The following is a 20694-nucleotide window of genomic DNA, read 5'->3' on the forward strand; positions in this document are numbered from 1 at the left end:
TCGAGGTCTGGAGCCGTAAGGACAGTGTCTGGGTGGTAGAGAAATCTCATACGCACCCATCCAGACGCTTTCTGAGAATCTAACCCTGTCAGTTGTGACTATCCGCTTACCCGATGGGAACTACCGACAGTCGCGAACGACTCACCGCGGTCGACACGGGTGAGGGCCTCCCGGACGTGTAGGAACTCGGCCGGATCAACGCGGAGGTAGCCGTCCTCGACGACGAACCCTGCTGGCGGCCTCCCGGTCCACTTTCCGGCGGACTGTGCGGCGCGGACGCCCGACCGTATCCGCTGGAGTTTTTGCTGGTGTTCGATCTGGGCGAGGTCGCCCATCAACCGAGCGACCATGCTGTATATCGTCTGCTGGAGCTCGCCGTCGTCGACGTGGATCTTCAGGCCGACGTCAAGAGCTTCGACGCCGGTGTCGTGTTCCAAGCAGTGCTGGATGAATTCGTGAATCTCAGTCGGGCCGAGGCGAGAGATCCGACTGATTTCGTGAACGACCACGAGATCGAACCGTCCCGTCTCGACGGCGTCGAGGAGCTGGTTATACACCTCGCGGGTGTCGGTGTCGCCAGCACCCGAGACGATTTCGGGATACTCTTCGATGTCTTTGACACCGAGACGCTCCAGATGTTCGTGGGCTTCGTCGAGCTGCCGAGACACGTCCTGATCTGACGTCGAGACCCGGGCGTAGATCGCCGCGGCCAGCGTCTACGGAGCCTGCCGATGTAACGGTCGCTCGCGGTTAGTGGACGATGTCAGCGAGATGGCCCGCGTGGCGGAGTCACGAGTCACGGACGCGTACAACACGCTGAACGAAGAGGTGGGCCTCCCCGCTGAGCCCGTTGCCCCCAGCATGTTCGTGCCGCGACTCGCCTCGGACCTCAAGTGTCCGGACGAGATCCGACAGCGGGCCCAAGCCCTCGCGGAGCAGGCCGAAGAGCGCGGCGTCACGACGGGCGTCCATCCGGCCGGATTCGCCGCGGCCTGCCTCTACACGGCCGGTCGCGAAGAGGGTCGCTGGCTGACGCAGTCCGGGGTTGTTGAAGCCGCTAACATCTCAACGACAACGATTCGGACCCATCGAGACACACTCCAACAGCTGGATGCTGAGCAGAGAATGGATACCAAGGGTGATACAGTAAATCGAGGGGCACCGGCGAAAGCAGAGGTTAGATAAGCGTCCTCACAGAGAGTATCGATAATGGGCGAAGAATCGGAGTCGATCAGCTATTTGTCGGCTGCTGATATCCGTGACATTCACGAGTTGATCGTGGAGTCAAATGCGGACACGACAGCGGGTATCTCTTCACCAGGTGATATCGAATACACCGTCGAACATATCCAGGAAGGCCATTTCGGCCAGGTTCCCGAATCGCCCCACGAGAAGGCATTCCAGCTGCTGCGACTCATCGCGGCGAATCATCCGTTCGTCGATGGCAATAAGCGAACGGCGCTTATGTCGGCCCGGATTTTCTACGCGCTGAATGGCCACCGCTTCGATTACGATCGAGAGATCAAAGAGATCCTGAAGGCGCTCGCGACCGATGAGGGCGCTGTCGATGGGGATGACGTGATCGAGTATCTCAGAGCACACACAGAGCCGCTCGCTCCGGAGTACGAGGCAACCATCAACCTGTGGCTGTCACGCATCGAAGGCACAGATCAGCTATCCAGAGATCCCAAGCTCGATACAGGCGACAATGAACAACACGAACCGAACGATTATGACGATGACCGCCATAGTAATGAATAACGATGGCCGCTGAAAGTGAGCAGCCCGAGATTCCCGATGAGCTGTCCCCCGAAGAGGCACGGCAGTATCTCATTCGGTTCCTCGGACGCCAAGACCTCGACGAGCACGAGGAGATCTACGACGAACTCGCGACCGAGTAGGACTCTCTCCAGGCTGTTCTCCGTAGTACTGCAACAGTACCGTGGTTTCTCGCAGAGCGAGACCGTTCCAATCCGAAGCGAAAGCGAGATTGACGCACCGGTTTTCCCGTTCGCACTGGAACATCGGCCACGCATATGGATGTAACCGAGGACACGGTTCGAGACATCTGTACCGACGCAGTCTTCGAACGCGGCGAACGATATCTTGCTGAGGGCCGTATCCACGAAATACACCGCGTCGACAGCACCGTTACCGCCGTCGTGAGCGGCAGCCGTCAGTACGATGTCCGTGTTGACCTCGCCGCAGACGGGTTTGCCCCGTGGTGCGACTGTCCGTACGACAGGCCGGGAGCGTGCAAGCACGTCGTCGCCGTGTTGCTCCGGTGTGTCGACGACCCACCGGCAGACGACGGCGATCGACTCGATGCCGCACTCGACAGTGCCGACGACGATGAACTCCGCGCGTTCCTGCGTGACGAACTTGCGACCAATACGGATCTCCGCGAACGGTTTCTCGCCGGCGTTGGCGAGCCGACGAGCCAGTCGGTCGATGAGCTTCGTGCCTCGATCGATCGGCGGTTCCACGAGACGAACCCTGAGTACCACGTCGTCTTCGAGCCGATCGACTTCACGCAGTGGTTCGAGCTCGCGAACGAGTACCGCGAGCAGGAGCGGCACGCGTCAGCGGCGACCGTCTACCGGGCACTCGTCGAGTCCCTCGACGACAACATGGAGCGCGTCGACGGCGCGTACGACCACTTCTCGCGTGCGTTCAGTCAGGCACTCGACGGGTATGTTGACTGTGTCGCGACCGCGAACCGCGACGCTGATGCGGTCACTGACGCCGTTGCGTTCCTTGAGGAGCGGGTGACGGCGGGAACGCCGGTCCCCGCGGACCACTTTGAGAAGGCAGCAGTCGAGCTTCGAGCGAAGCTGGGCGAGCAGGCCGAGGAATAGCTGGGTCGCCCTCGATGACGCCCACACGTTCGACGACCGCGAAAATTAGTTTGTGTCGCGGTCAGTCGCGTCGATCATCTGTTCGCGAGCGGCTTCGACATCCGAGTAGAGCGCCAACGCATGCTTGATGAGTCGGCGGTCTTCCAGATTCTCCTCCCAGCGCGTAATCACGTCACGGCGTTCCTGAAGCTCGGCACTTGCGAGATCGCCATCAGCAAGCGACTGTTCGAGCTCCTCCCAGGTCTCAACTTCGTAAGTCGCCTGCCACTGCTCGATTTCCTCGGTGATCGCGGCCAATTCGTTGCGTAGCTCCTCGCGGGTGTTTTCCTCGATGAGCGTGTGGATCTCCTCGAAGAGCAGGCGCGTGTAGTCCGGCTGGTAGCGCGTCGTCTCACCGGCCTCGACGCGGCGCAGCTGGCCCTGGTCGACAAGATCCTGGAGTTCCTCGTTGGTCGTACTCCAGGCGGCGTCGGCCTGCTCGCTGATCCAGTTAACTGAGCGGGGTTCGCGAAGTGACTCGGCGACCGCTCGAATGCGGTCGCGGGCGCTCATCGACTCAGTCCACGACTGGGCCCCATCTCGCGAGGATTCGGACATGTATGGCACCTCTTACGACAGTGTTAGCGCTGAACTCTCATATATGTTTGTGCCCTCTCGCATAATCAAGAAGAAATTGCGAGCGAGGCTGTCCTGACGTTGAAATGTGATACCGACAGAAGCTATGAGCCAACTGATGTACAACCGATATACTGACTTAGCAGAACTGCGGCCGACCGGTGAGGCGTCCCACATTCCCGACACGAGGCTGGACGACGGGTGTGAAGGTCCCCCCGGCGGCAACGCGTCGCGACAAGCGCTGGTGGCTACTCTGATGCGCCGACGGTAACCGACGGCGAGTGCCGGTCCTGTGGGGCGTCAGTCCCAGCCGGCCAGACGAAATGCCGGTTCTGTCTCACCAACTATCTCGGAAGTGGCGCCACCAGCACGAACGAGACAGCGTCGACGACGATCCTCAGTATCGTCCACCTAGTCGTCGAGTCGACCACGTTCTACGGTGCCGTCGCGAAGGGCGTCGCCGCAGCGTTCGTTACCACCCTTGATCTGTGCGTTACCCGCTTTTGCGGTGGCGTACACTCGTATGGCGCGGCAAGTCGACCAGTTAGGACTTGACAGCGATGCAGTCGTGCTCCGCAAGCAGTTCCCGACCACGCTGTGTCAGCAGATAGCTCATTGGATTCCCGTCGGCACCCATTCCACAGGCATCGGACATCGGACAGCCGCTACAGGCCGCCGACTCACAGTCGATCGTGCGGAGGTACCCCTCACGGACCATCGAGTCAAGCATCCCACGGATGGCATCTTCCCGCGTGTCCAACCGGGTGGCGATCGTCGAGACGGGTACGTTTCGTGCGACCATCGCGAGGACACGACGGTAGGTACTCACGACGCAACCACCTCACGAAGTCGGTCGATAACAGCGATTCCGTCAACGTGACGGACGGCGGGGAGCGTGAGCAGAACGGCGATGAGTGCTGGCACGTACGGTGGCGCTAATGCGCCGAAAATTGCCCCTGGTGGAGCAATCCACGTCTCAGCGCCGCCCGGGATCGCTTCCAAGACCGCAGTCAAAAGCTGAGTGCCGGCCGTGATCCAGAGCATACCACTGGCGAGAACAACGGTCGCCCGCTCGCGTACACTGGGGACGTCGGCGAGGACAGCATGGGTGTACAGTCCGCCGGCGGTGGCGAGGATGATGCCACGCCAGAGGACGTAGGTGCCACCGATCGAGACTGGTCCGACTGCCCGACTGACGCCAAGGATCTCGGCGGCGAGTTCGATTCCGCCAACGACGAGCAGGCCGGCTCCGAAAAACGCCCAGTAGAGACGCGTAATCCGCATTTATGCCACCCCCATAACGATCCCAAGTAGATGGAACAGGCCGCCCCAGATGAACAGCGCTGCGATCAGCGTGGCGAGACTCCCAACGAGAACGCGCGTGAGTCCGCCGCTGTTGCGGCCCTCCTTAATCAGCATAACGAAAGTGGCTACACAGGGAAAGTAGATACTGATCATGATTACGGACATTACTGTCTCGTAGGGAGTGAGTGCGATGGCGCTCAGTTGGGCGACGGCAAGGTCCTTCCGCATGAAGCCGGCGACAAGGGCGGGGACCGTGTCTGCCGGTACGCCGAACCAGCCGGTTAGCACGGGCTGGACTGCCATCCCAATTACACTCATGAGGTCAGTTACATAGAGTACGTTCATCACTCCGACACCCACGAGGACGAACGGCAAACCGGTCGTGAGAAAGCCGCGGGTGCGCATCGCGAGTTTCTGGCCGAGTGGTCGCGGCCGCGGCCAGCGAAGCGGTGGGATGTCGACAATAAACTCCGGTGTCGAGCCACTGATAACCCGGTTGAGGACGGCACCGAACACAAAGAAGCCAGCAATCAGATACAGGAGGATGAAGCCCGTATACTGGGGGATCAACGAGAGCATCACCCCCAGCTGGGCGCCACAGGGAATAAACACCGACAGCAAGGTCATCATTATAAACCGCTGTTTTTCCCCCTCTAGTGACCGGGTCGCCTCGACGCCCGGCACGTTACACCCAAAGGAGAGAACCATCGGCACGACCGCGAAGCCGTGTAGGCCGATCCGGTGGAAGAACGTATCGAGCAACACGGCCAGTCGTGGGATATACCCTGAATCCTCAAGGACGGATAGGATGAAATATAACGCAAGCAGCGCCGGAACAACAACGCCCACGGCGACGAAGAGACCACTCGTGAGCATCCCGAACGCCTCGAAGCTATTGGTTGCCGCCGGGTCGCCGACTAAGACGAAGTACACCCAAGTGCCCTCAAACGGGAACGTTTCCTGAAGCCAGGGTAGCCAGTACCGATCGAACAGGGGCACGAAGTACCCATCGGTGAAGAAGCCGGCGACGGCGCCGAAGAATCCCCACATCCCGTAGAGCACGGCGATTGCGAAGGGAAAGCCGGTCCACGGCGAAACCATCAACTGACCGATTTCGTCGGCAACCGAGGCCTCAGCGGTTTCGTACTCAACGGTTTGGTCTGCGATTTCGTCAACGAGATCCCACCGCGCCGCAGGATCAAGCTGTGAGTCCATATCAGGAGCCGTTTCGAACGCGTGTCTGTACCTGTTCAATTGACGGGGCGTGTGCCTCATCCATCCGACGCTGGAGGGTTTTAATCCCCCGTCCCTCCGTAGCAACGGCCGGAACAACCGGTACGCCAAGCAACCATTCAACCCGATCGACGTCGATGTCGATCCCCTTGCGACGGGCCTGGTCCCACATATTGAGCGCCACGACGAGCTCGTATCCGCGTTCGATTAGCTCAAGCATGAGGTTGAGCCCCCGCTCAAAACGTGTGGCATCAATCACGCCGACAACGAGCACATCGGCAGCGTCTTCGAGGAGTTCGACCGTTACCTCTTCTGCGCGGTCTCGCGGATCAAGCGAGAAGGTGCCTGGCGTGTCGATGATGGGAACCGCATCACCGTCGATGACGAGCTCACCCTCGGCGTAGTCGACGGTTGTCCCGGGATAGTTCGACTCGGTCGCACTCGCGCCGGCGAGCCGGTTGAACAGCACGCTTTTGCCGACGTTTGGATGTCCGACGAGGAGTATCTGCGAGGGATCGGACATCACTCAACGGAGAGTTCGATCCCTTGAGCGCACTGTCGACTGATCGACGTCACCGACTGATCAACCGCAACAACCAGTGGACCATGGAACGGCTGTTTGGACCGCACCTCAAGCTCGCGTCCGGGTCGAATGCCCATCGCAAGGGCGCGATCAGATACGTCTTCGTCGACCCGCTCAATCGTTCCGGTCTGTCCGCTTTCGAGGGCCGCCACGTGGGTGCTACCGACGGACAACCCGTTATTCGTCTGTTCAGGTATGACCGAGGCGATGAGTCCAGAGAGCATTATTATACTCACTCGCTCTGATCCAGTATTTTTTGGCCCGCCTAAAAAGTACTGCGGTCGTGACGCCGCCACTGCGACGAACCCATTCGCGGGTACCATTACGGCACTACGGTGATTCTACAATACTGCGATACCGGGTGTCCAAGCAATACCGTTGTCTGCCGGGCGGTCAGCCATCCCAGACGGGGAGGATAATGTCGACGGGCTGAGCCCGGCAGAGCAACACCAAGAACCCAGCTTTCACCACTGCGTCGAGTAACAGGAACCCAAGGTTCGTTACGCCGAACCCAAATAAGCCAAGCCCCTCGCTGCCGAGCAGCCACACAACTGGATAGCCCGGGCCGACAGCTAAAAATAACCGCCGTAGGTCTGTGTACAGCGCCGAGCGCCAGCCGCCGGCGCCTTGGCGACCGACGAGCAGGGCAAACAGTCCGACCAACGACAGCGTCGCGAGTGCGAACAGTGCGTAGCGCGCCGGCTCCGATGTCAGCGCGGCGCCGATGCCGGCGCCGACCATCAGCAGATCCAGGCCGACTGCGAGACGGACCGTGTTGGGCTCCTCGGTAAGCAAGAACAACCCGGCGACGTACGCCGGCGTCCCGACGAGCCACTCCGCGTAGTGGAGCCATGCGACCGAGCCTGTGGCGAGGTCAACCCGTCCGTAGCCGAGGCCGATACCGGCGTAGCTGACCGCCGACGCTCCGAAGATGACGGCGACGATCCACCGGTAGCGCCGGAGCTCGTTGCTAGTGGGCCGTACGGCCACGGCGCCAGCGGTAACAAGCGCGAACCCAGCGGCCGCGAGGAGACTGACGGACCGCACCGTCGGTCACCGGCTGACCAGCCGCTCGCAGTCGAGCGCGTCGGTCGCCTCGCAGGGGCGGTCACAGGGCCGGGAGAGCTGGTCGTCTAGCCGGGAGAGCTCTCCGGAGGGAACGGTCCGGCCGATCCGGTAGGCCTGTTCGGTGTCCAAGGAGATATCCATCGTCTCGAAAAACTGCTGGACGAGACACCGCCGCCACAACAGGTCCCGTGCGATGCGCTCGCCGCGGGGGGCCAACTCCACCCCGACGTAGGGCTCGTAGGTCACCAGCCCCGCTTCGTCGAGTGTTTTAATCGTCTCGGTGACCGTCGGCCCGCTCACGCCGAGGGAGTCGGCCAAAACACCGGTGCCGACCGGGGAGTCGTCGGCGAGCGTCAATACCAGCAGCCCGCAGAGATGACGCCCCTCCGCCGGGCTCACGGGGAGGCTCGCAGAGGACGCGTCACTCATCGTGTCCACCCCCGTGCCGCTCCTTTGCCGGTCGGCCACCGGTGTCGTCGGCTACCCAGTACACGACTGTCCGACCGGTCTCACGCCGGCGGAGCTCTCCCCGCTCGACCAGCCCGTTGAGCTTCGTCCGCGCTGCCTCGGTCGATACCCCGAGCACGTCTGCGACGTCTGTGGTCGTCACGACCGGGCCGTCAACGGCGCTAAACACGTCTTGGACCGCCTCGGGCGGGACTGTCTCCGCGAACCGGCCGTTGTCGCGACGACGCCGGCGCCGCCGGCGGCGGTGTGGCGTCTCGTCGCTCATCTCGTTGATATTACCCGCTCGTGTAATATAAACGGTTTGCTAGTAGCAAACCCGCAGGTCGGGTGCGCGCGTCTCAGACCGTCAGCGTGATCTGACCGGTGAAATACAGCGAGCCGACGGTGCGAACGAGATCCCGAGACAACCCGTTAGCGCACTTGGTCATAACTCACAATAATTCCCACTATTAGGAATACGGCTCAATATATATTTGCTACGAACGCAACGTCCACGCGTGTCACAGCAGTACGTCGTTATCGGGGGAAACGCTGCCGGGATGAGCACCGCGACGCGACTCCGACGACTCGACGAGACCGCCGAGATCGTCGTCCTAGAGCGGGGGGACAACATCTCGTACGCGAGTTGCGGACTGCCGTATCACCTCAGCGGCACTGTCACTGAAGACGATCTCACAGTGATGGGGAGCGAGCAGCTCGCAGCCGCCTTCGACCTCGATATCCGAACGGGCGTCGCTGCGACAAATGTCGATCCGGATACGCAGACGGTCTCGGTCACTGCGGCCGACGGCGAGCCAGCGGCGATTGCCTACGACGACCTCGTTATCGCGACGGGAGCGAAGCCGCTCGTCCCGCCCATGTTCGACCTGTCCGAACTGGAACACTGTCACACTCTCCGGACCGTCCCAGACGCGACGGCTGTCCGCGAGGGGATGGCCGGTGACGAGCGAGCGCTCGTTATCGGCGGCGGCTACATCGGCCTCGAAGTCGCCGAAAACCTCTCTGAAGCCGGGAACGACGTCGTCGTCGCCGAGTTACTTGAACAGGTAATGCCAAACACACTCGGTCCGGAAATGGCAGCGAGAGTCGAGTCACGGCTCCGCGACCGGGGCGTCGATCTCCGGCTGGGAACCGGCGTCGACTCGCTGACGGAACCCGGTGACAGGACGGTTGTCGCCACGACGGACGGCTCGAAAGAGACGTTCGATCTCGTCGTCGTCGCAACCGGCGTCACGCCGCGAACGGAGTTGGCGGAGTCGGCAGGCGTTGAGCTACACGACAGCGGTGCGGTCGCGGTCGATGATAGAATGCGAACGTCGACGCCGTCGATCCACGCCGTCGGCGACGTCGCCGCTCCGCCGGCCGCTCGGACCGACGGGAACGCGTGGGTACCGCTCGGTGGGCCGGCCAACCGGATGGGCCGGGTCGCCGCGAACGACATCGCTGGACGTGACGACCGCCTCGATCCGGTCTTGGACACCTCGATCGCGAAGGTGTTCGATCTCGACGTCGGTACCGTCGGTGACACGGCAGCGGCGCTCGACGAGGCGGGACAGGCCTACGAAGCGGTCTACACAAGTCAGCCGAACCACGCGGAGTACTACCCCGGGGCGTCAGAGATCGACTTCAAACTCCTGTTCGATCCCGACGACGGAACGCTCTTCGGTGCCCAAGCTATCGGCGAGAGCGGCGTCGACAAGCGAACCGACGTCCTCGCGACGGCCATCGCACACCGGGACACCGTGTTCGATATCCGCGATTACGATCTCGCATACGCGCCGCCATACTCGGCCGCGAAAGACCCGGTAAACATGTTAGGAATGATCGGTGCGAACGTCGTCGAAGGCATCGCCGACGTCGTCCATCTCGATGAGTTTCTCGAACGGAAAGACGAGGCAACGGTCATCGACACCCGCCCTCCGGAGATGCGGGAGGCCCAAGGACGGATCGACGGCGACGAGAACGTCCCGCTCGGCGAGCTCCGAGAGTGGGCCGCCGACGCCAACCCAGACGGAGAGGTGTTCACATACTGTAAGATCGGGAAGAGCTCCTACATGGCAACGCGGGTACTGGCAGAGTACGGGATAACCGCTCGCAGCCTGACCGGCGGCTACTACCGCTACGAGTACGCGGCGACGGACGACAACGAACGACTCGAATCCGTGCCAGCAGAGTGACATTCTCCTTGCGCTGAAGCCCGAGAATTTCTCCTCGATTCTCCGTAAGCGTAGATTGATGCTACCGACTCGTGACTGATACGGCAGATTCAGCTACAGCAGTATTGTGCTATTAAAACAATTAAATCTTTCGTCAAAAATAGATTTTTAGAAATGAAACTAATCTTTACTTTTGTCAAACCCGTATTCGGTAGTACAATGGGAGTTGAAACAGCGGAACTCCAATCGGAACTGGAAGAGAAAGGCGAACTAATGCTCGCAGTTTCAGAGTTCGATGAGCCGCTGGAGATGCATCTCCACGATTCAGAAATCGAAGACGGAGTCATCAAGATTCAGTTGACAGACGGCGTCCTCACATTCGATGTTGACGAAGTAGTCGCCGTGTGGCATCATACGCACTCACTTGCTGACTTCGGACTCGAAGACTGATTTCAGCGAATTAATCTGGTCGCTGTAAAGCGACCGAATCGCGGTTTCAGATTTCCCTCCGGTATCGTAGCTGTAGGGAGGAGCCCTGCTTCGTATGGGAGATCTTCCACTGCGTTCCGCGTACCCGGTCACACAAGCCCGGGTATCTTAATTACCCCTGCGTGGACATTATGATTACACAAAAAACCGACCAGCGACGTCAGACCAGGTCGGCGACGGCCTCGCGGAGGGTCAGCCCCTCGCCGACGACGTCGCGGCGGTAGTGCATGTACGCCGCGCCGAGCGGCGGCTGGAGGATATACGCCAGCGCGATGGGGAGGATCGCCTCGGCAGGCACCGACCCGGCCGCGACGACGATGGCCAGCGCAATGGAAAGGTTGCGCATGCTCGTCGCGTACACTAAGCTGACGCCGCGTTCAGTGTCAAGCAGTGTCTGGCCGAGCCCCGCGCCCACCACGAGGATGACGGCGTAGAAGACGACCAGCGGGACGATGGTACTAGCGGAGGCGACCGGGTCAGCGAGGATACTCTGTGAGCGCATCGTCATCGCGATGAAGACGATGAGCATCACGCCAACAGAGCTCAGGCCACCGAACATCGGCTTGAGCCGAGTGAAACCGTCAGAGCCGTACTGGCGGAGCAGCACGCGTCGCGTGAGGTTCCCAGCCACCATCGGTAGCACGACAACCTGTGCCAGCTGGCGGTACAGTGCCGTCGGGTCGAACGCGACCGAGGCAGGTACGAGCACCGAGAGGTACGCCGGCAGGATGGCGACGGCCGCGAGCAGGTTCACGGCCATCGCTACCAGCGCGGCCTCAAGATCGCCGTCGGCCAACCCGGTCCACGCAGCGGTCATCCCAGACGTGGGGATGAGCGCGATGAAGTACAGTCCGACCGCGTAGGCGGGGTTCCCAGCGAAGAAGGTGCGGGCGAGCCCCACTGCGACCAGCGGCGCGACGGCAAAGTTGACAATCAAGCTCAGCCCGACCGGCTTCGCGTGCCTGCGGAGGTTGATGACCTCCTTGAGGTCGATGTTGATCATCATCGGGTAGATCATCAGGAACAGCACCGGGAGGACAGCAGCCTTCAGCAGGCTCCTCGTCCCGGTGCCGGCGACCTGCCCGAACGCGAGACCGGCGACAAGCGACGCGACCACAACGTAGATGAGATTCTCCTTGACAGCGGTGAGAAAATTCCGGAGCATGAGTGTGAGTGTGGAAGTAAGGTGTGATGTCTCAGTCGTCTGCTGGCGCAGGGCCGTTGGGCGCAGCGACGTCGCTCGCGTTCAGCCGCTCGAAGGCGTCTTCAACACCACCGCCGGCGATGTCGAGGGCCTCCTGCCAGGTGTCGGACGACGCAGGGTCGTCGGGTGCGAGACCGACCTGTTCGAGCACCTTCGGCAGGCTGACGTGGTAGACACGCTGGGTCTCCTCACCGACCTGCTGGACGACGACGTTACAAGGGAACAGCGTCGCCGCGTCGCCACGCGTCTCCTCGGCAACGATTTTCCCCGCGTGGGGGTTGCCGATGCCGATGATCCGGGTCGCCGGGAGCTCCTCGCCGGTGTGTTCGCGGATGTTCTCCGAGGGGGAGAACTCGGTCGGGGTGCCGAACCCGGCGTCGGTAAACGCCTCCCTGACCCGCTCAACCGCGTCCTCGTGAGTCGTCCCGAGGTAGGTCTCGCGAGCACCGATGTCTGCGAACGATTCCTCGAAGCCTTGGTTTTCGTCTGCGGGCATTCATGTGCTTCATTGTGTGTTATACACAAAAGCGCTATGGCATACACAGCGATATCCGACTTTGAGCAACTGGAGACCGAGAATAAAAAGAGCTTAATCAAAATTTTGAGAGTGGCTTTTTGTTATTACCACAAGACTATTTTGTGTTCTTGTGTGAGTTATATTGTGTTATGACGAACATACTACTCGCCTACGACGGATCGGAGCCCGCCGAACACGCCCGGAAGGTCGTCTTCGACAGGTTCGACCCCAGCATGGTGACGGTTCTATTCGTCTTCGATCCGGGAGAAGCGGGCTATGAGACACCTGACCCCTTCGGTACGGACACAGAACTCACAGAACTAGCCACCGAGCGGGCAGAGGAGGTATTCACGAAGTTCGAGACGCCCGCTGAGTCGAACGCAACGGTTCGGACGGTCCACGACGTCGGTGACCCCGCCCGGACCGTCGTTGACTACGCAGAACGCGACGACATCAACCACGTCGTCGTCGGGAGCCACGGCCGTGAAGGCGTCTCACGCCTCCTGCTTGGGAGCGTCGCGGAGAAGGTAGTTCGTCGGTCGCCCGTCCCTGTAACCGTCGTCCGGTGACAGAGTCGTCGGCTTCTCGACGGACGAGCTGTCACGTGTCTCGGCGACCCTGCGATTGCGGGTATGGCCGAGGTTCTGTCTGCTGTCGTCGCCGACATCTCCAGACCGAAGGCGAACCGCTTCGTGCTCTCAATACGGAAGCCACCAGGGACGCCGGCGACGCGGTGGGACTTAGTAGAATCCACGGCGGTCAATACGCAGGATCTTTCCAACTACTAATTAAGATATATTTTAACTGTAAACAATAGCTTGTGAATCGTTCTATGTTCATCGTTCAGCACGAGCAGCCAACTGTCTAATTCACACTGACGCAGATTCGTCTCTCACAGTACTTCCCAGAACGAGTGCGCCGGCAATTATTACGAGGTTCTTTACGATATACTGACCCTCGACCGTTAACCCGTACGGGAACGTGGTATAGACAACTTCAGGCAGCAGTATCATCGGGAGGAACGTCCCCGGAAGTTGGAGTGCTAACAGCAGCAATCCAACACGCGTAAGCGGTGGATAGAGCAGACAGATCCCGATGATCACCTCCCATACGCCAAGTACCGGGACAAAAAACTCAGGCGGAAGAATGTACACCGTTGAGGCGACGAGGTCACCGGCCGGCGAGACGCCGAGTACTTTGAGTGTGCCGAACCAGATGAACACCGCTCCGACAGCGGCTCGCAACGCTGGAACACTCCAACGGTCCATTTTCGATGCCAGTGTCGCGTCGAGTGCGTCCAACCGCTCTTGATACACGGTTAGCGTGCCTTTCGATTCGTTTTCTGAGGTTGCCATCACGTGCGTGATAGCTACGATTTTGCCGGCTAAAAGGCTTCTAGCTCCTGATCGACCGTGTCAGATTCTTTGACTTGCTCTGTTGACCTGATGGAAGCCGTCCTACAGGAATTTCCGGAGCACATCCGTGTGTTCTCCCACCGCCAGAGCCTGGATGGGAACGAGGACACTCAGCAGGTCGAAGCGGTCTACTCCGCGATCCACGTCCATAACATCTTGAACACGGTCGTCGAGCCCCCTGCGGTAATCGTCGATGGGAAGAGCAGCAGGCCAAACCGTTTGTCGCCGCACTTGGAGGGCTGCGAGACGATCGACCGCTGGTGGCTTACTGCCAGAAATCGAAGTTCTATTACCCGGCGGCACTTCTCGCTGACTTGGCTTCGAACCACCTCGCCCACCGGATTAATAGCACGGACACGATGCCGCGGGCAGGGGAACTCGTCGACGAGAGAGTTCGCGACCGGCTCGCGACGCTCGGCGAGGCGACCGTCGAGCTGGCGGCCGCAATCGACGAGTCGGCGGCACTCGGGTCGCTCGGGCCCGTGGTCTGAGCTCGAGGCCGTGGTCGGATGATCGCGGTCCGCGAGCCGGACGGCAGTCCAGCGGTCGAAGCGTCACCGTCGCTCGCGAGCGCCGAGAAGTCCGTATTTAGATGGGCATTAAAGAAAACGGAGCCGTCAGCGGCCAAGGGCGCCGACGACGAACGCCGTTAGCGGGACCGCGACGATCAGGTGATACGCCACGAGCAGGCCCTGTCCGGTCGGCGTGATTCCCATCGCGGGCGCCACGGCGAAGACGGGGACGAGCATGACGAGGAAGACCGCCGCCGCAGTCGCGACGAAGTTCCGTACGGGGCGGGCGGTGAATCTGTTGACGACCGCGTAGGCGAGCGCGGCGCCCGCGCCGGCGGCGATCGGCGACCCGACCAGCGCCCCGGCCGAGAACGGTGACATCGCACCGGTCGCGCCGATGGCGATGTCGGCCATGTCGACGACCGCCTGCGTGCCGAGGAGGGCGATAATCGCGACGAGGACGCCGAGGGTCGTGCGGCGGGCGAGACCGTTGCCCGCCCGTGGGACCGGGACCTGAGGAGTTGCCTGTGCCATCCATCCTATAGGCGCTGTGATGATAAATACGTGCCGTACGGACCGTGAAACTGTCGTCACTGGGATCGGATTCGAGGTCGAGTCGAAGGTGCTACCGCTACTCGCGGGGCTTCGAGAGGTTCTCGACGTCACCGCCGCACTGCGGACATGACGAGAGCCCGCCGTCGGTCCACAGACGAGAGAGGCAGTCCCGACATTCGTATTGGTCCCCAGACGAGGAGGGAGACTGAGGCGTATTCCTTGTCATCACACCTCAGAGGATTCGCTCGATGATAAACCGTTGGTCGAAACGCCTGACACGAGACGCAGCGGCGTTGGTGTCTCCATTTCGGCCGTCGGGGGCGGAGCGCGGACGAGATCAGCGGTCTCCGACAGCGATCTTCCCGCGTTCGAGCAGGCGGATCGACCCGTCCAGTCTGACCGGCGATCACGTATTGCGCCGGTCACGAGCGGCAAGCGCCGTCGCGAAGGAGTTCGGCGTCCGTTTCCAGTCAGTGTTATGTCGCGACCGGAACGACCCTCGTGTATGGCCACCGACGCGCCCCAGACGCTCGGAGACCGGTTCTGGCTCCGGCACTCGAACTCCCAAGAGCGGGTGGGCGCGCGCCTCATCGAGCTGCCGAGATACGTCCTGATCCGACGTCGAGACGCGGGCGTAGATCGCTGCGTCTGAGGGTCCGCTTTCGCTCACGTTTTCGAGGACGTGGTATTATGTTAAACAAGCGGGGGTTATTGCGGTTTTGTGTATACCACTACCTTTTGATGAATTATAATGAATGGTATTTTAACCCGCAACAATTCGCTGAGATAGGCCATGAATCATCTCAACCTCGCAGATCATCTCTGACGCGCCGAAAAAATCGCCGGCTGCGCCGACATCACACCCTCGGATCAGATCTCGATCAGTCTAGCAGACACTACGTTAGTCCCACTACCCTGTTCATATGCTGAAGCTTACTACCCCCAAATATCAAGCTACTGAATGTTTTTGATATTCACCCGGCAAACCTGAAGAAACAAAACGCGGAAGTCGGCTCAAAGGTCAGCTAGCCCGATGATCTGTGGGTTTCCACTATCACCGCAACTACAACACGAAAGGGTTCTGCGGCAAACACCACAAAAACAGCACGTGGTTGTTGACCAGACTCCGGGTGATGGATTCGTTGATCACTGCTAAAACGCTTGTATCGACGACGACCGATATCAACAACCCATGTCTGGAGTGTTTTGTCACCGATTAAGTACGCGCTCGACCATTACCGTACGTGTCCGGAATTCGGTGGTTAGAGTTCCGCGAAATGTTTCCTACAGCGATCATATATAATTATTACTTGAGTGTCTAATACCTCTAAAACTGACAGCTGTGTACAGAAACTACAAATCAGAATTATTCATCCACAATTCAGCTCTAACGTGTCGTCGCCATCATTAAATGTCACACTACAAGTCTCACCTGTTTCTATAATCTCAGCTTCGACTTCAACTGGCCTATTTTGTCGATTTCCACCAGTGTTAACAACACTTGATCCAGTTACTTCTGCTGGTTCTAATGTTTCAGTACCAGCATTGCCTCCTCCAGAGTTGAGTATTCTTAGTTGAATATTTGTCTCTTGACTTAGTTCCCAATCAAATCTAATCTTTTGAACACCTTGATTATTACCATTTGTTTTTTCTTGAGTTATTGTAGCTTCAATCAAAGAGAATTCTGCATTCTTATTAACAACTGTTTCACTACCACGAACAACACTTGCATCAGCATTCTGAGTCGGCTCTTCAGGTGCTTCCTGTACGCCGACCGTATCCACAGTCAGGTTGTTAGCAGTCGTATTGAGCGTCAAGTTGTAGATTTTCTTGTTGTTAATCTCGGCACCTGTGTCCGTAACACCGTTGTAGACATCGCTATCGGTCGGGAGATCCGTCTTAGTTTCCCAGTCGTCCTCGCTCAACCGCGTTGGCACAGTGACAGTGAGATCACCCTCAGGAATATTACCAGTAACATTCTCAGCTGGGCGGAGTTCAAGAGTGACCCGTCCAGTCCCGCTCCGACGAAACTCGTTCTGGAGTGCCGTAATCTGTACCTCACCGCTATCGACGAGGGCTTGATCTTCAATCACCGCGATTTCACCTCTATTGTCACGAGCATCGAGGTAAAGCACGGATGCATCATACCACGTTGGAGAGCGATCAAGCTCGTTGTACCCTGGCTGGTACTCAATAAATCGCGTTGGAATCGTTATCGTCCCTTCAGGTGTGCCACTATTGTTCGAGATCGTGATTGGATACGGGTTCGTCGTTCGTATGGTTCCAGCTGGTGAAGGTGGATTTATTGTAAACGTGCGGGTTGAATAGGCAGTACCCAATTGAATCGTCTGATACTGTGGCTGGTCGATGCTTCCAGCTTGTAGAATACCGGCTCTGAGCTCAACAAGATCGTTACGGACCTCTCCGGAGTGTTGGAACTCTGTCTCCGCATTCTGCTGTGGAACGATTTCTACTTGGTACAGTGAGAGAGCAAGGATCAGAAACCCAAACAGAATAACGACCCCGATGACTGGCGCGACAGCACGATTGTCGTCCATTCCTGATGTGTTGATTAAGCGTCCACTCATTGTGGATTCACCTGAACATGCTGTGTGTCTTCTACCGACGGCCAGATGGCTAGTCGAATATCTGCAGGGCTGGGAATGATATAGAGGAACCAGTATGCTATCGTAAGATGATGGAGATAGTACGGATCGGCGATTTTAATCTGTTGCCACATTCCAGTTTGAATAGCGATGGCAGCAACCACGCCGCCGACAAATAGAGGGGCAAGTGCAATCATCCGGAGTGTGGCTTTTGCCGGCGGCCTCTCAAAATCAAGCCGAAGTCGGAACGGAACCCATGAGGTCTGTTCAATCGAAAGCGGGCAGGCAATCCGAGCGACTGCTAGGTGGGTCAGTTCGTGGAGTCCTATCGCAAGAACTGGGAAACAGATAGCAAGAAAGATTGCTTGAACTCCAGCCATACCAAGTCACTATCTGCTAAGCATTTAAATCTGGTACTGAGGTTTGACGTTCATGATAATCGGCAGTAGTGCCAGATTTCGGGCTTTCGGCCCCTATCTCGACATGTAGTCTGCCCGTCCAGACACGTGACCGTTCTCTACGAGGAGCTCAGTTGAGTCGCTATCTCATATCGAGACGATGCGTGTCACGCTCCGTCGTTTTCGCTACTGGCGTTCGAGCACTTCAAGCGCCTTGCTGAGTCGCGAGATGTACTCGTCAGGTGGGAACCGCCACCAGACCTGCCCACTCATGTGAGCCAGCGGGAGTACGTGGGTGTCGATCGGATCGGAGATCCGGTGGAGTGTCCCATGGATGGACATAATGCTCTCCGGGTCGGCGTCCGTCTCCATGACGGGCTCCGGCGTGGTCGAGCGTCGGAGTGCCGGCCACGCGTTTCCGCCGAAGGTGATCACAAGATCCGGGTCCAACGCCCGGAGTTCTTGCTTGAGGAGGTGTTGATACGAGGCGCGCTCGGCGGCAACTCCGAAACCGTCGACGCGGTACTTCACGACGTCGCCGAGGTAGAAGTCTCGATAGAACTGCCCGGATTCGACGTACTGGTGCCAGCCGTTCGGGAGCGAAATGAGATCGTGACGGGCGAGCGTCCCGAAAAAACGCTCTGCGAAATCGGCGTTTCGCCCGGTCAGCCAGCTCTTGGCAAACTCGCGGTAGACGCCGATCTGGTCGCGAGCCGAACATTCGCCGGCGAGTGGGTTCTGCGGACGCAGTTCCGACAAGTGACGTTCATGGAGGTTCCCTGGATCCTGAACGAGGAGGACGATGTCCGGATCGTCAGTCTCCCAGTCGTAGTAGAACGTGTATGAGAGTCGCCGATTGACCTCCTCTCGGGTAGGAAAGCCTGTATCTGAGAGAACCGTCTCGACGCTACTGATGGCCGTCTGCTGTAGCTCTCGGAGCGTCGGTTCCGTTGGCTCGTCGATCTCCGAGAGGAGCTTGCGAGCGGTCGTTTCGTCCATTTGAATTGAATGGTCTCTAGCGGACTAATTGATACTTCGGGTAGACTGAGTCGTAAACGATCTGAATACCATCGCCTTCGCTCTGTATCAGAACGATCCAGCGTTGGTAATCGCTCCGTCATCTATTTAATCGCGCTGACGTGTGGGTTTGATATTCAATGAGCCAAGCGACGCTCGGAAGTGGTCCCTACCGGAACTCCAGCCTCTTCTCTGGCTACTATCTCGACGAGCGCGTTGCCGATCTCGACGCGTGGGATTGTGACGAGGAGGCTGAGGAAGCCTTCGAACAGATTCGTGACCTCTGGAATCAGGAGGGAGCGCTCTTGCCCTCCTACAAGGAAGACGAACTGATCGACACGTGGATCGCCGAGGTTCTCGACATTCTCGGGTACGGCACGAGTTCCGAGGTGACGCTCCCGGACGGCGGGGGCTACGTCGACCGGCTGCTCTTCGAGAACGCGGACACGCGCCGGGAGAGCGCCAAGCAGGCGCTCGACAGCGGGACGGAGGGGCACTTCTCCCGGGCGCTGTCGATCCTCGAAGCCAAGCAGTGGGACGCCGACTTCGAGAAGTTCTTCTCCGAACAGCGGTCATATCGCGACGCCTCTCACCAAGTCAAGTTCTACCTCGAACGGACTCCCGGCGATCTGAACTGGGGGATCCTCACTGACGGGAAGAAGTGGCGGCTCTACGGGACGAAAGACTACGAGACACAGACCTACTACGAGGTCGACCTGCCAGAGATTCTGGAGAGCGGGAATCTTGAAGCGTTCAAGTACTTCTACGTCTTTTTCCGCCCCGGAGCGTTCGTTGAGACGGCCGGCAGTTCCTTCCTCGACGACGTGTGGTCCGAATCGGAGACGGCCGCACAGGAACTCGGGGAAGACCTCCAAGACAACGTGTTCCGAGCGCTGCGGGTTCTCGGAAAGGGGTTCGTCGAGTCGAACGATCTAGAAATCGATCCCAACGACGAGGATGGACTCAGCGCCGACGAACTGAAAGAACAGTCGTTGGTGCTGCTCTACCGGCTGATGTTCGTCCTGTATGCCGAGTCGCGGGGGTTGATCGATCCCGACGACCCGGCCGCTAGCGAGGAGTATCAGGAGTACTTCAGTCTCGAAGCGAAGCGCGAGGAGATACTCGACGGGGTCGACGGGCTCGACGTCGAGTCGGGTGCGGCGTTCGACCGAGAGTTCAGCCAGTACTCGTCGTCAATCTGGGGCCGGCTCTCGGAGCTTTTCGAGTTGATCGACGAGGGCGAGGAGAACTTGGACATCCCGCCGTACAACGGCGGGCTGTTCAGCCGCGAGGACCACACGTTCCTGACCGAGAACGACGTGAAGGATCCGTACATCGCGGAGGTAATTTTCTGGCTGTCGACCACAGAGAACGACAAAGGCGAGCACGTCCCAGCGGACTACGCCGACCTCGATACGCGGCACCTCGGGTCAATCTACGAGGGGCTTCTGGAACACGAGTTCCGGATCGCGGGGCCGGAGGGCGTCGCGGCGGTCGCCGAGGACGGTGGACAAGTCTGGAAGTCGGGCGACGCGGTCTCCGTCGCGGACGCGGTCGAGACGGTCGAGGAGGGCGGGCTGTACGTCGTCAACGACGAGGGCGAGCGGAAGGCGACGGGCGCGTACTACACGCCCGACTACGTGGTGACGTACATCGTCGAGGAGACGGTGGACCCGCTGCTCGACGAGATTCACG

The 20694-nt window shown here is 59.4% G+C and carries 27 protein-coding genes and 3 pseudogenes; 12 read left to right on the forward strand and 18 right to left on the reverse strand.

Going from position 1 to position 20694, the window contains the following annotated elements:
- Positions 1-98: 98 nt before the first annotated feature.
- A complete protein-coding gene (locus EXE41_RS16645) occupies positions 99-668 on the reverse strand; it encodes a recombinase family protein (RefSeq protein WP_241987270.1) in 570 nt (189 codons plus the stop codon).
- Between the two features lie 31 nt (positions 669-699).
- Between EXE41_RS16645 and EXE41_RS16650 the strand changes: the two are divergent.
- From EXE41_RS16650 to EXE41_RS16660, 4 genes and pseudogenes are all read left to right on the forward strand, one after another.
- Positions 700-1185: pseudogene (locus EXE41_RS16650) on the forward strand (hypothetical protein); the annotation flags it as partial.
- Between the two features lie 24 nt (positions 1186-1209).
- Positions 1210-1761 (forward strand): type II toxin-antitoxin system death-on-curing family toxin, encoded by a 552-nt coding sequence (locus EXE41_RS16655; RefSeq protein WP_137691561.1) that lies wholly within the window; start codon positions 1210-1212, stop codon positions 1759-1761.
- A gap of 2 nt (positions 1762-1763) precedes the next feature.
- Complete coding sequence (locus EXE41_RS19415) at positions 1764-1901, forward strand: hypothetical protein (RefSeq protein ID WP_004043292.1); 138 nt, start codon at positions 1764-1766, stop codon at positions 1899-1901.
- A 135-nt stretch (positions 1902-2036) separates the two neighbouring features.
- Positions 2037-2858 (forward strand): SWIM zinc finger domain-containing protein, encoded by an 822-nt coding sequence (locus EXE41_RS16660; protein ID WP_094552356.1) that lies wholly within the window; start codon positions 2037-2039, stop codon positions 2856-2858.
- A gap of 45 nt (positions 2859-2903) precedes the next feature.
- Here EXE41_RS16660 and EXE41_RS16665 read toward each other — a convergent pair whose 3' ends face one another.
- On the reverse strand, positions 2904-3455 hold the full coding sequence (locus EXE41_RS16665; protein ID WP_137691562.1) for a hypothetical protein: 552 nt from the start codon (positions 3453-3455) through the stop codon (positions 2904-2906).
- Positions 3456-3591: 136 nt separating this feature from the next.
- Here EXE41_RS16665 and EXE41_RS19740 point away from each other — a divergent pair.
- A pseudogene (locus EXE41_RS19740) lies at positions 3592-3941 on the forward strand (hypothetical protein); the annotation flags it as partial.
- Between the two features lie 76 nt (positions 3942-4017).
- On the opposite strand, the gene EXE41_RS16675 reads toward EXE41_RS19740, so the two are convergent.
- The 8 genes from EXE41_RS16675 to EXE41_RS16710 form a co-directional block, all read right to left on the reverse strand.
- Positions 4018-4302, reverse strand: coding sequence for a FeoC-like transcriptional regulator (locus tag EXE41_RS16675; protein WP_094521188.1), 285 nt, complete (start codon positions 4300-4302; stop codon positions 4018-4020).
- Positions 4299-4757: a hypothetical protein gene (locus tag EXE41_RS16680; protein ID WP_137691563.1), complete on the reverse strand. Its 459-nt coding sequence runs from the start codon at positions 4755-4757 to the stop codon at positions 4299-4301. Before EXE41_RS16680 ends, EXE41_RS16675 begins: the two co-directional genes overlap by 4 nt.
- Entirely contained in the window at positions 4758-5993 is a 1236-nt protein-coding gene (locus EXE41_RS16685; protein ID WP_137691564.1) for a nucleoside recognition domain-containing protein, read from the reverse strand. It lies immediately after the preceding gene.
- 1 nt (position 5994) lies between these two features.
- Positions 5995-6534 carry a FeoB small GTPase domain-containing protein gene (locus EXE41_RS16690; RefSeq protein ID WP_137691565.1) on the reverse strand — a complete coding sequence of 180 codons (540 nt, stop codon included), beginning with the start codon at positions 6532-6534 and terminating at the stop codon, positions 5995-5997.
- A complete protein-coding gene (locus EXE41_RS16695) occupies positions 6534-6818 on the reverse strand; it encodes a FeoA family protein (RefSeq protein WP_158228705.1) in 285 nt (94 codons plus the stop codon). Before EXE41_RS16695 ends, EXE41_RS16690 begins: the two co-directional genes overlap by 1 nt.
- Before the next feature lie 169 nt (positions 6819-6987).
- A complete protein-coding gene (locus tag EXE41_RS16700; RefSeq protein ID WP_094521193.1) occupies positions 6988-7641 on the reverse strand; it encodes a bacteriorhodopsin in 654 nt (217 codons plus the stop codon).
- Between the two features lie 6 nt (positions 7642-7647).
- Positions 7648-8091 carry a metal-dependent transcriptional regulator gene (locus tag EXE41_RS16705; protein ID WP_137691567.1) on the reverse strand — a complete coding sequence of 148 codons (444 nt, stop codon included), beginning with the start codon at positions 8089-8091 and terminating at the stop codon, positions 7648-7650.
- Entirely contained in the window at positions 8084-8395 is a 312-nt protein-coding gene (locus EXE41_RS16710; RefSeq protein ID WP_094521194.1) for a FaeA/PapI family transcriptional regulator, read from the reverse strand. The genes EXE41_RS16705 and EXE41_RS16710 overlap by 8 nt, the downstream gene beginning before the upstream one ends.
- Before the next feature lie 232 nt (positions 8396-8627).
- Between EXE41_RS16710 and EXE41_RS16715 the strand changes: the two genes are divergently transcribed.
- Both EXE41_RS16715 and EXE41_RS16720 read left to right on the forward strand, forming a co-directional pair.
- Positions 8628-10307, forward strand: coding sequence for an FAD-dependent oxidoreductase (locus tag EXE41_RS16715; RefSeq protein ID WP_137691568.1), 1680 nt, complete (start codon positions 8628-8630; stop codon positions 10305-10307).
- A gap of 198 nt (positions 10308-10505) precedes the next feature.
- The gene (locus tag EXE41_RS16720; RefSeq protein ID WP_049933177.1) at positions 10506-10736 is read left to right on the forward strand and encodes a hypothetical protein; all 231 of its coding nucleotides are present in this window, start codon (positions 10506-10508) and stop codon (positions 10734-10736) included.
- A 199-nt stretch (positions 10737-10935) separates the two neighbouring features.
- Here EXE41_RS16720 and EXE41_RS16725 read toward each other — a convergent pair whose 3' ends face one another.
- Both EXE41_RS16725 and EXE41_RS16730 read right to left on the reverse strand, forming a co-directional pair.
- Positions 10936-11940 (reverse strand): arsenic resistance protein, encoded by a 1005-nt coding sequence (locus EXE41_RS16725; RefSeq protein WP_094521196.1) that lies wholly within the window; start codon positions 11938-11940, stop codon positions 10936-10938.
- A gap of 31 nt (positions 11941-11971) precedes the next feature.
- Positions 11972-12475 (reverse strand): DUF302 domain-containing protein, encoded by a 504-nt coding sequence (locus EXE41_RS16730; RefSeq protein ID WP_094521197.1) that lies wholly within the window; start codon positions 12473-12475, stop codon positions 11972-11974.
- A gap of 170 nt (positions 12476-12645) precedes the next feature.
- Here EXE41_RS16730 and EXE41_RS16735 point away from each other — a divergent pair, with 170 nt between their 5' ends.
- Together EXE41_RS16735 and EXE41_RS19130 are read left to right on the forward strand one after the other, a co-directional pair.
- Positions 12646-13065, forward strand: a complete 420-nt coding sequence (locus EXE41_RS16735) for a universal stress protein (protein ID WP_137691569.1) — start codon at positions 12646-12648, stop codon at positions 13063-13065.
- 63 nt (positions 13066-13128) lie between these two features.
- On the forward strand, positions 13129-13284 hold the full coding sequence (locus EXE41_RS19130) for a hypothetical protein (RefSeq protein ID WP_158294431.1): 156 nt from the start codon (positions 13129-13131) through the stop codon (positions 13282-13284).
- 81 nt (positions 13285-13365) lie between these two features.
- Here the strand turns inward: EXE41_RS19130 and EXE41_RS16740 are convergent, their stop codons facing one another.
- Positions 13366-13851 (reverse strand): DoxX family protein, encoded by a 486-nt coding sequence (locus EXE41_RS16740; RefSeq protein ID WP_137691570.1) that lies wholly within the window; start codon positions 13849-13851, stop codon positions 13366-13368.
- Positions 13852-14225: 374 nt separating this feature from the next.
- Here EXE41_RS16740 and EXE41_RS16745 point away from each other — a divergent pair, with 374 nt between their 5' ends.
- Positions 14226-14402, forward strand: coding sequence for a hypothetical protein (locus EXE41_RS16745; RefSeq protein ID WP_241987271.1), 177 nt, complete (start codon positions 14226-14228; stop codon positions 14400-14402).
- A gap of 126 nt (positions 14403-14528) precedes the next feature.
- Here EXE41_RS16745 and EXE41_RS16750 read toward each other — a convergent pair whose 3' ends face one another.
- Together EXE41_RS16750 and EXE41_RS16755 are read right to left on the reverse strand one after the other, a co-directional pair.
- Positions 14529-14957 (reverse strand): DUF6069 family protein, encoded by a 429-nt coding sequence (locus EXE41_RS16750; protein ID WP_137691571.1) that lies wholly within the window; start codon positions 14955-14957, stop codon positions 14529-14531.
- A 97-nt stretch (positions 14958-15054) separates the two neighbouring features.
- Positions 15055-15204 (reverse strand): rubrerythrin-like domain-containing protein, encoded by a 150-nt coding sequence (locus tag EXE41_RS16755; RefSeq protein ID WP_137691572.1) that lies wholly within the window; start codon positions 15202-15204, stop codon positions 15055-15057.
- Positions 15205-15483: 279 nt separating this feature from the next.
- On the opposite strand from EXE41_RS16755, the gene EXE41_RS19135 reads away from it, so the two are divergent.
- Positions 15484-15630: a hypothetical protein gene (locus EXE41_RS19135; protein WP_158294432.1), complete on the forward strand. Its 147-nt coding sequence runs from the start codon at positions 15484-15486 to the stop codon at positions 15628-15630.
- Positions 15631-16348: 718 nt separating this feature from the next.
- Here EXE41_RS19135 and EXE41_RS16765 read toward each other — a convergent pair.
- From EXE41_RS16765 to EXE41_RS19745, 3 genes are all read right to left on the reverse strand, one after another.
- Positions 16349-17566 (reverse strand): hypothetical protein, encoded by a 1218-nt coding sequence (locus tag EXE41_RS16765; protein WP_137691574.1) that lies wholly within the window; start codon positions 17564-17566, stop codon positions 16349-16351.
- A complete protein-coding gene (locus tag EXE41_RS16770) occupies positions 17563-17964 on the reverse strand; it encodes a hypothetical protein (protein ID WP_137691575.1) in 402 nt (133 codons plus the stop codon). Before EXE41_RS16770 ends, EXE41_RS16765 begins: the two co-directional genes overlap by 4 nt.
- Before the next feature lie 204 nt (positions 17965-18168).
- Entirely contained in the window at positions 18169-18981 is an 813-nt protein-coding gene (locus EXE41_RS19745; protein ID WP_241987272.1) for a uracil-DNA glycosylase family protein, read from the reverse strand.
- Positions 18982-19139: 158 nt separating this feature from the next.
- Between EXE41_RS19745 and EXE41_RS16780 the strand changes: the two are divergent.
- Positions 19140-20694, forward strand: a pseudogene (locus EXE41_RS16780) (restriction endonuclease); the annotation flags it as partial.

Origin of the sequence: Halorubrum sp. SD690R, from assembly GCF_005435035.1 — an archaeon.
Classification (GTDB): Archaea; Halobacteriota; Halobacteria; order Halobacteriales; family Haloferacaceae; genus Halorubrum; species Halorubrum ezzemoulense.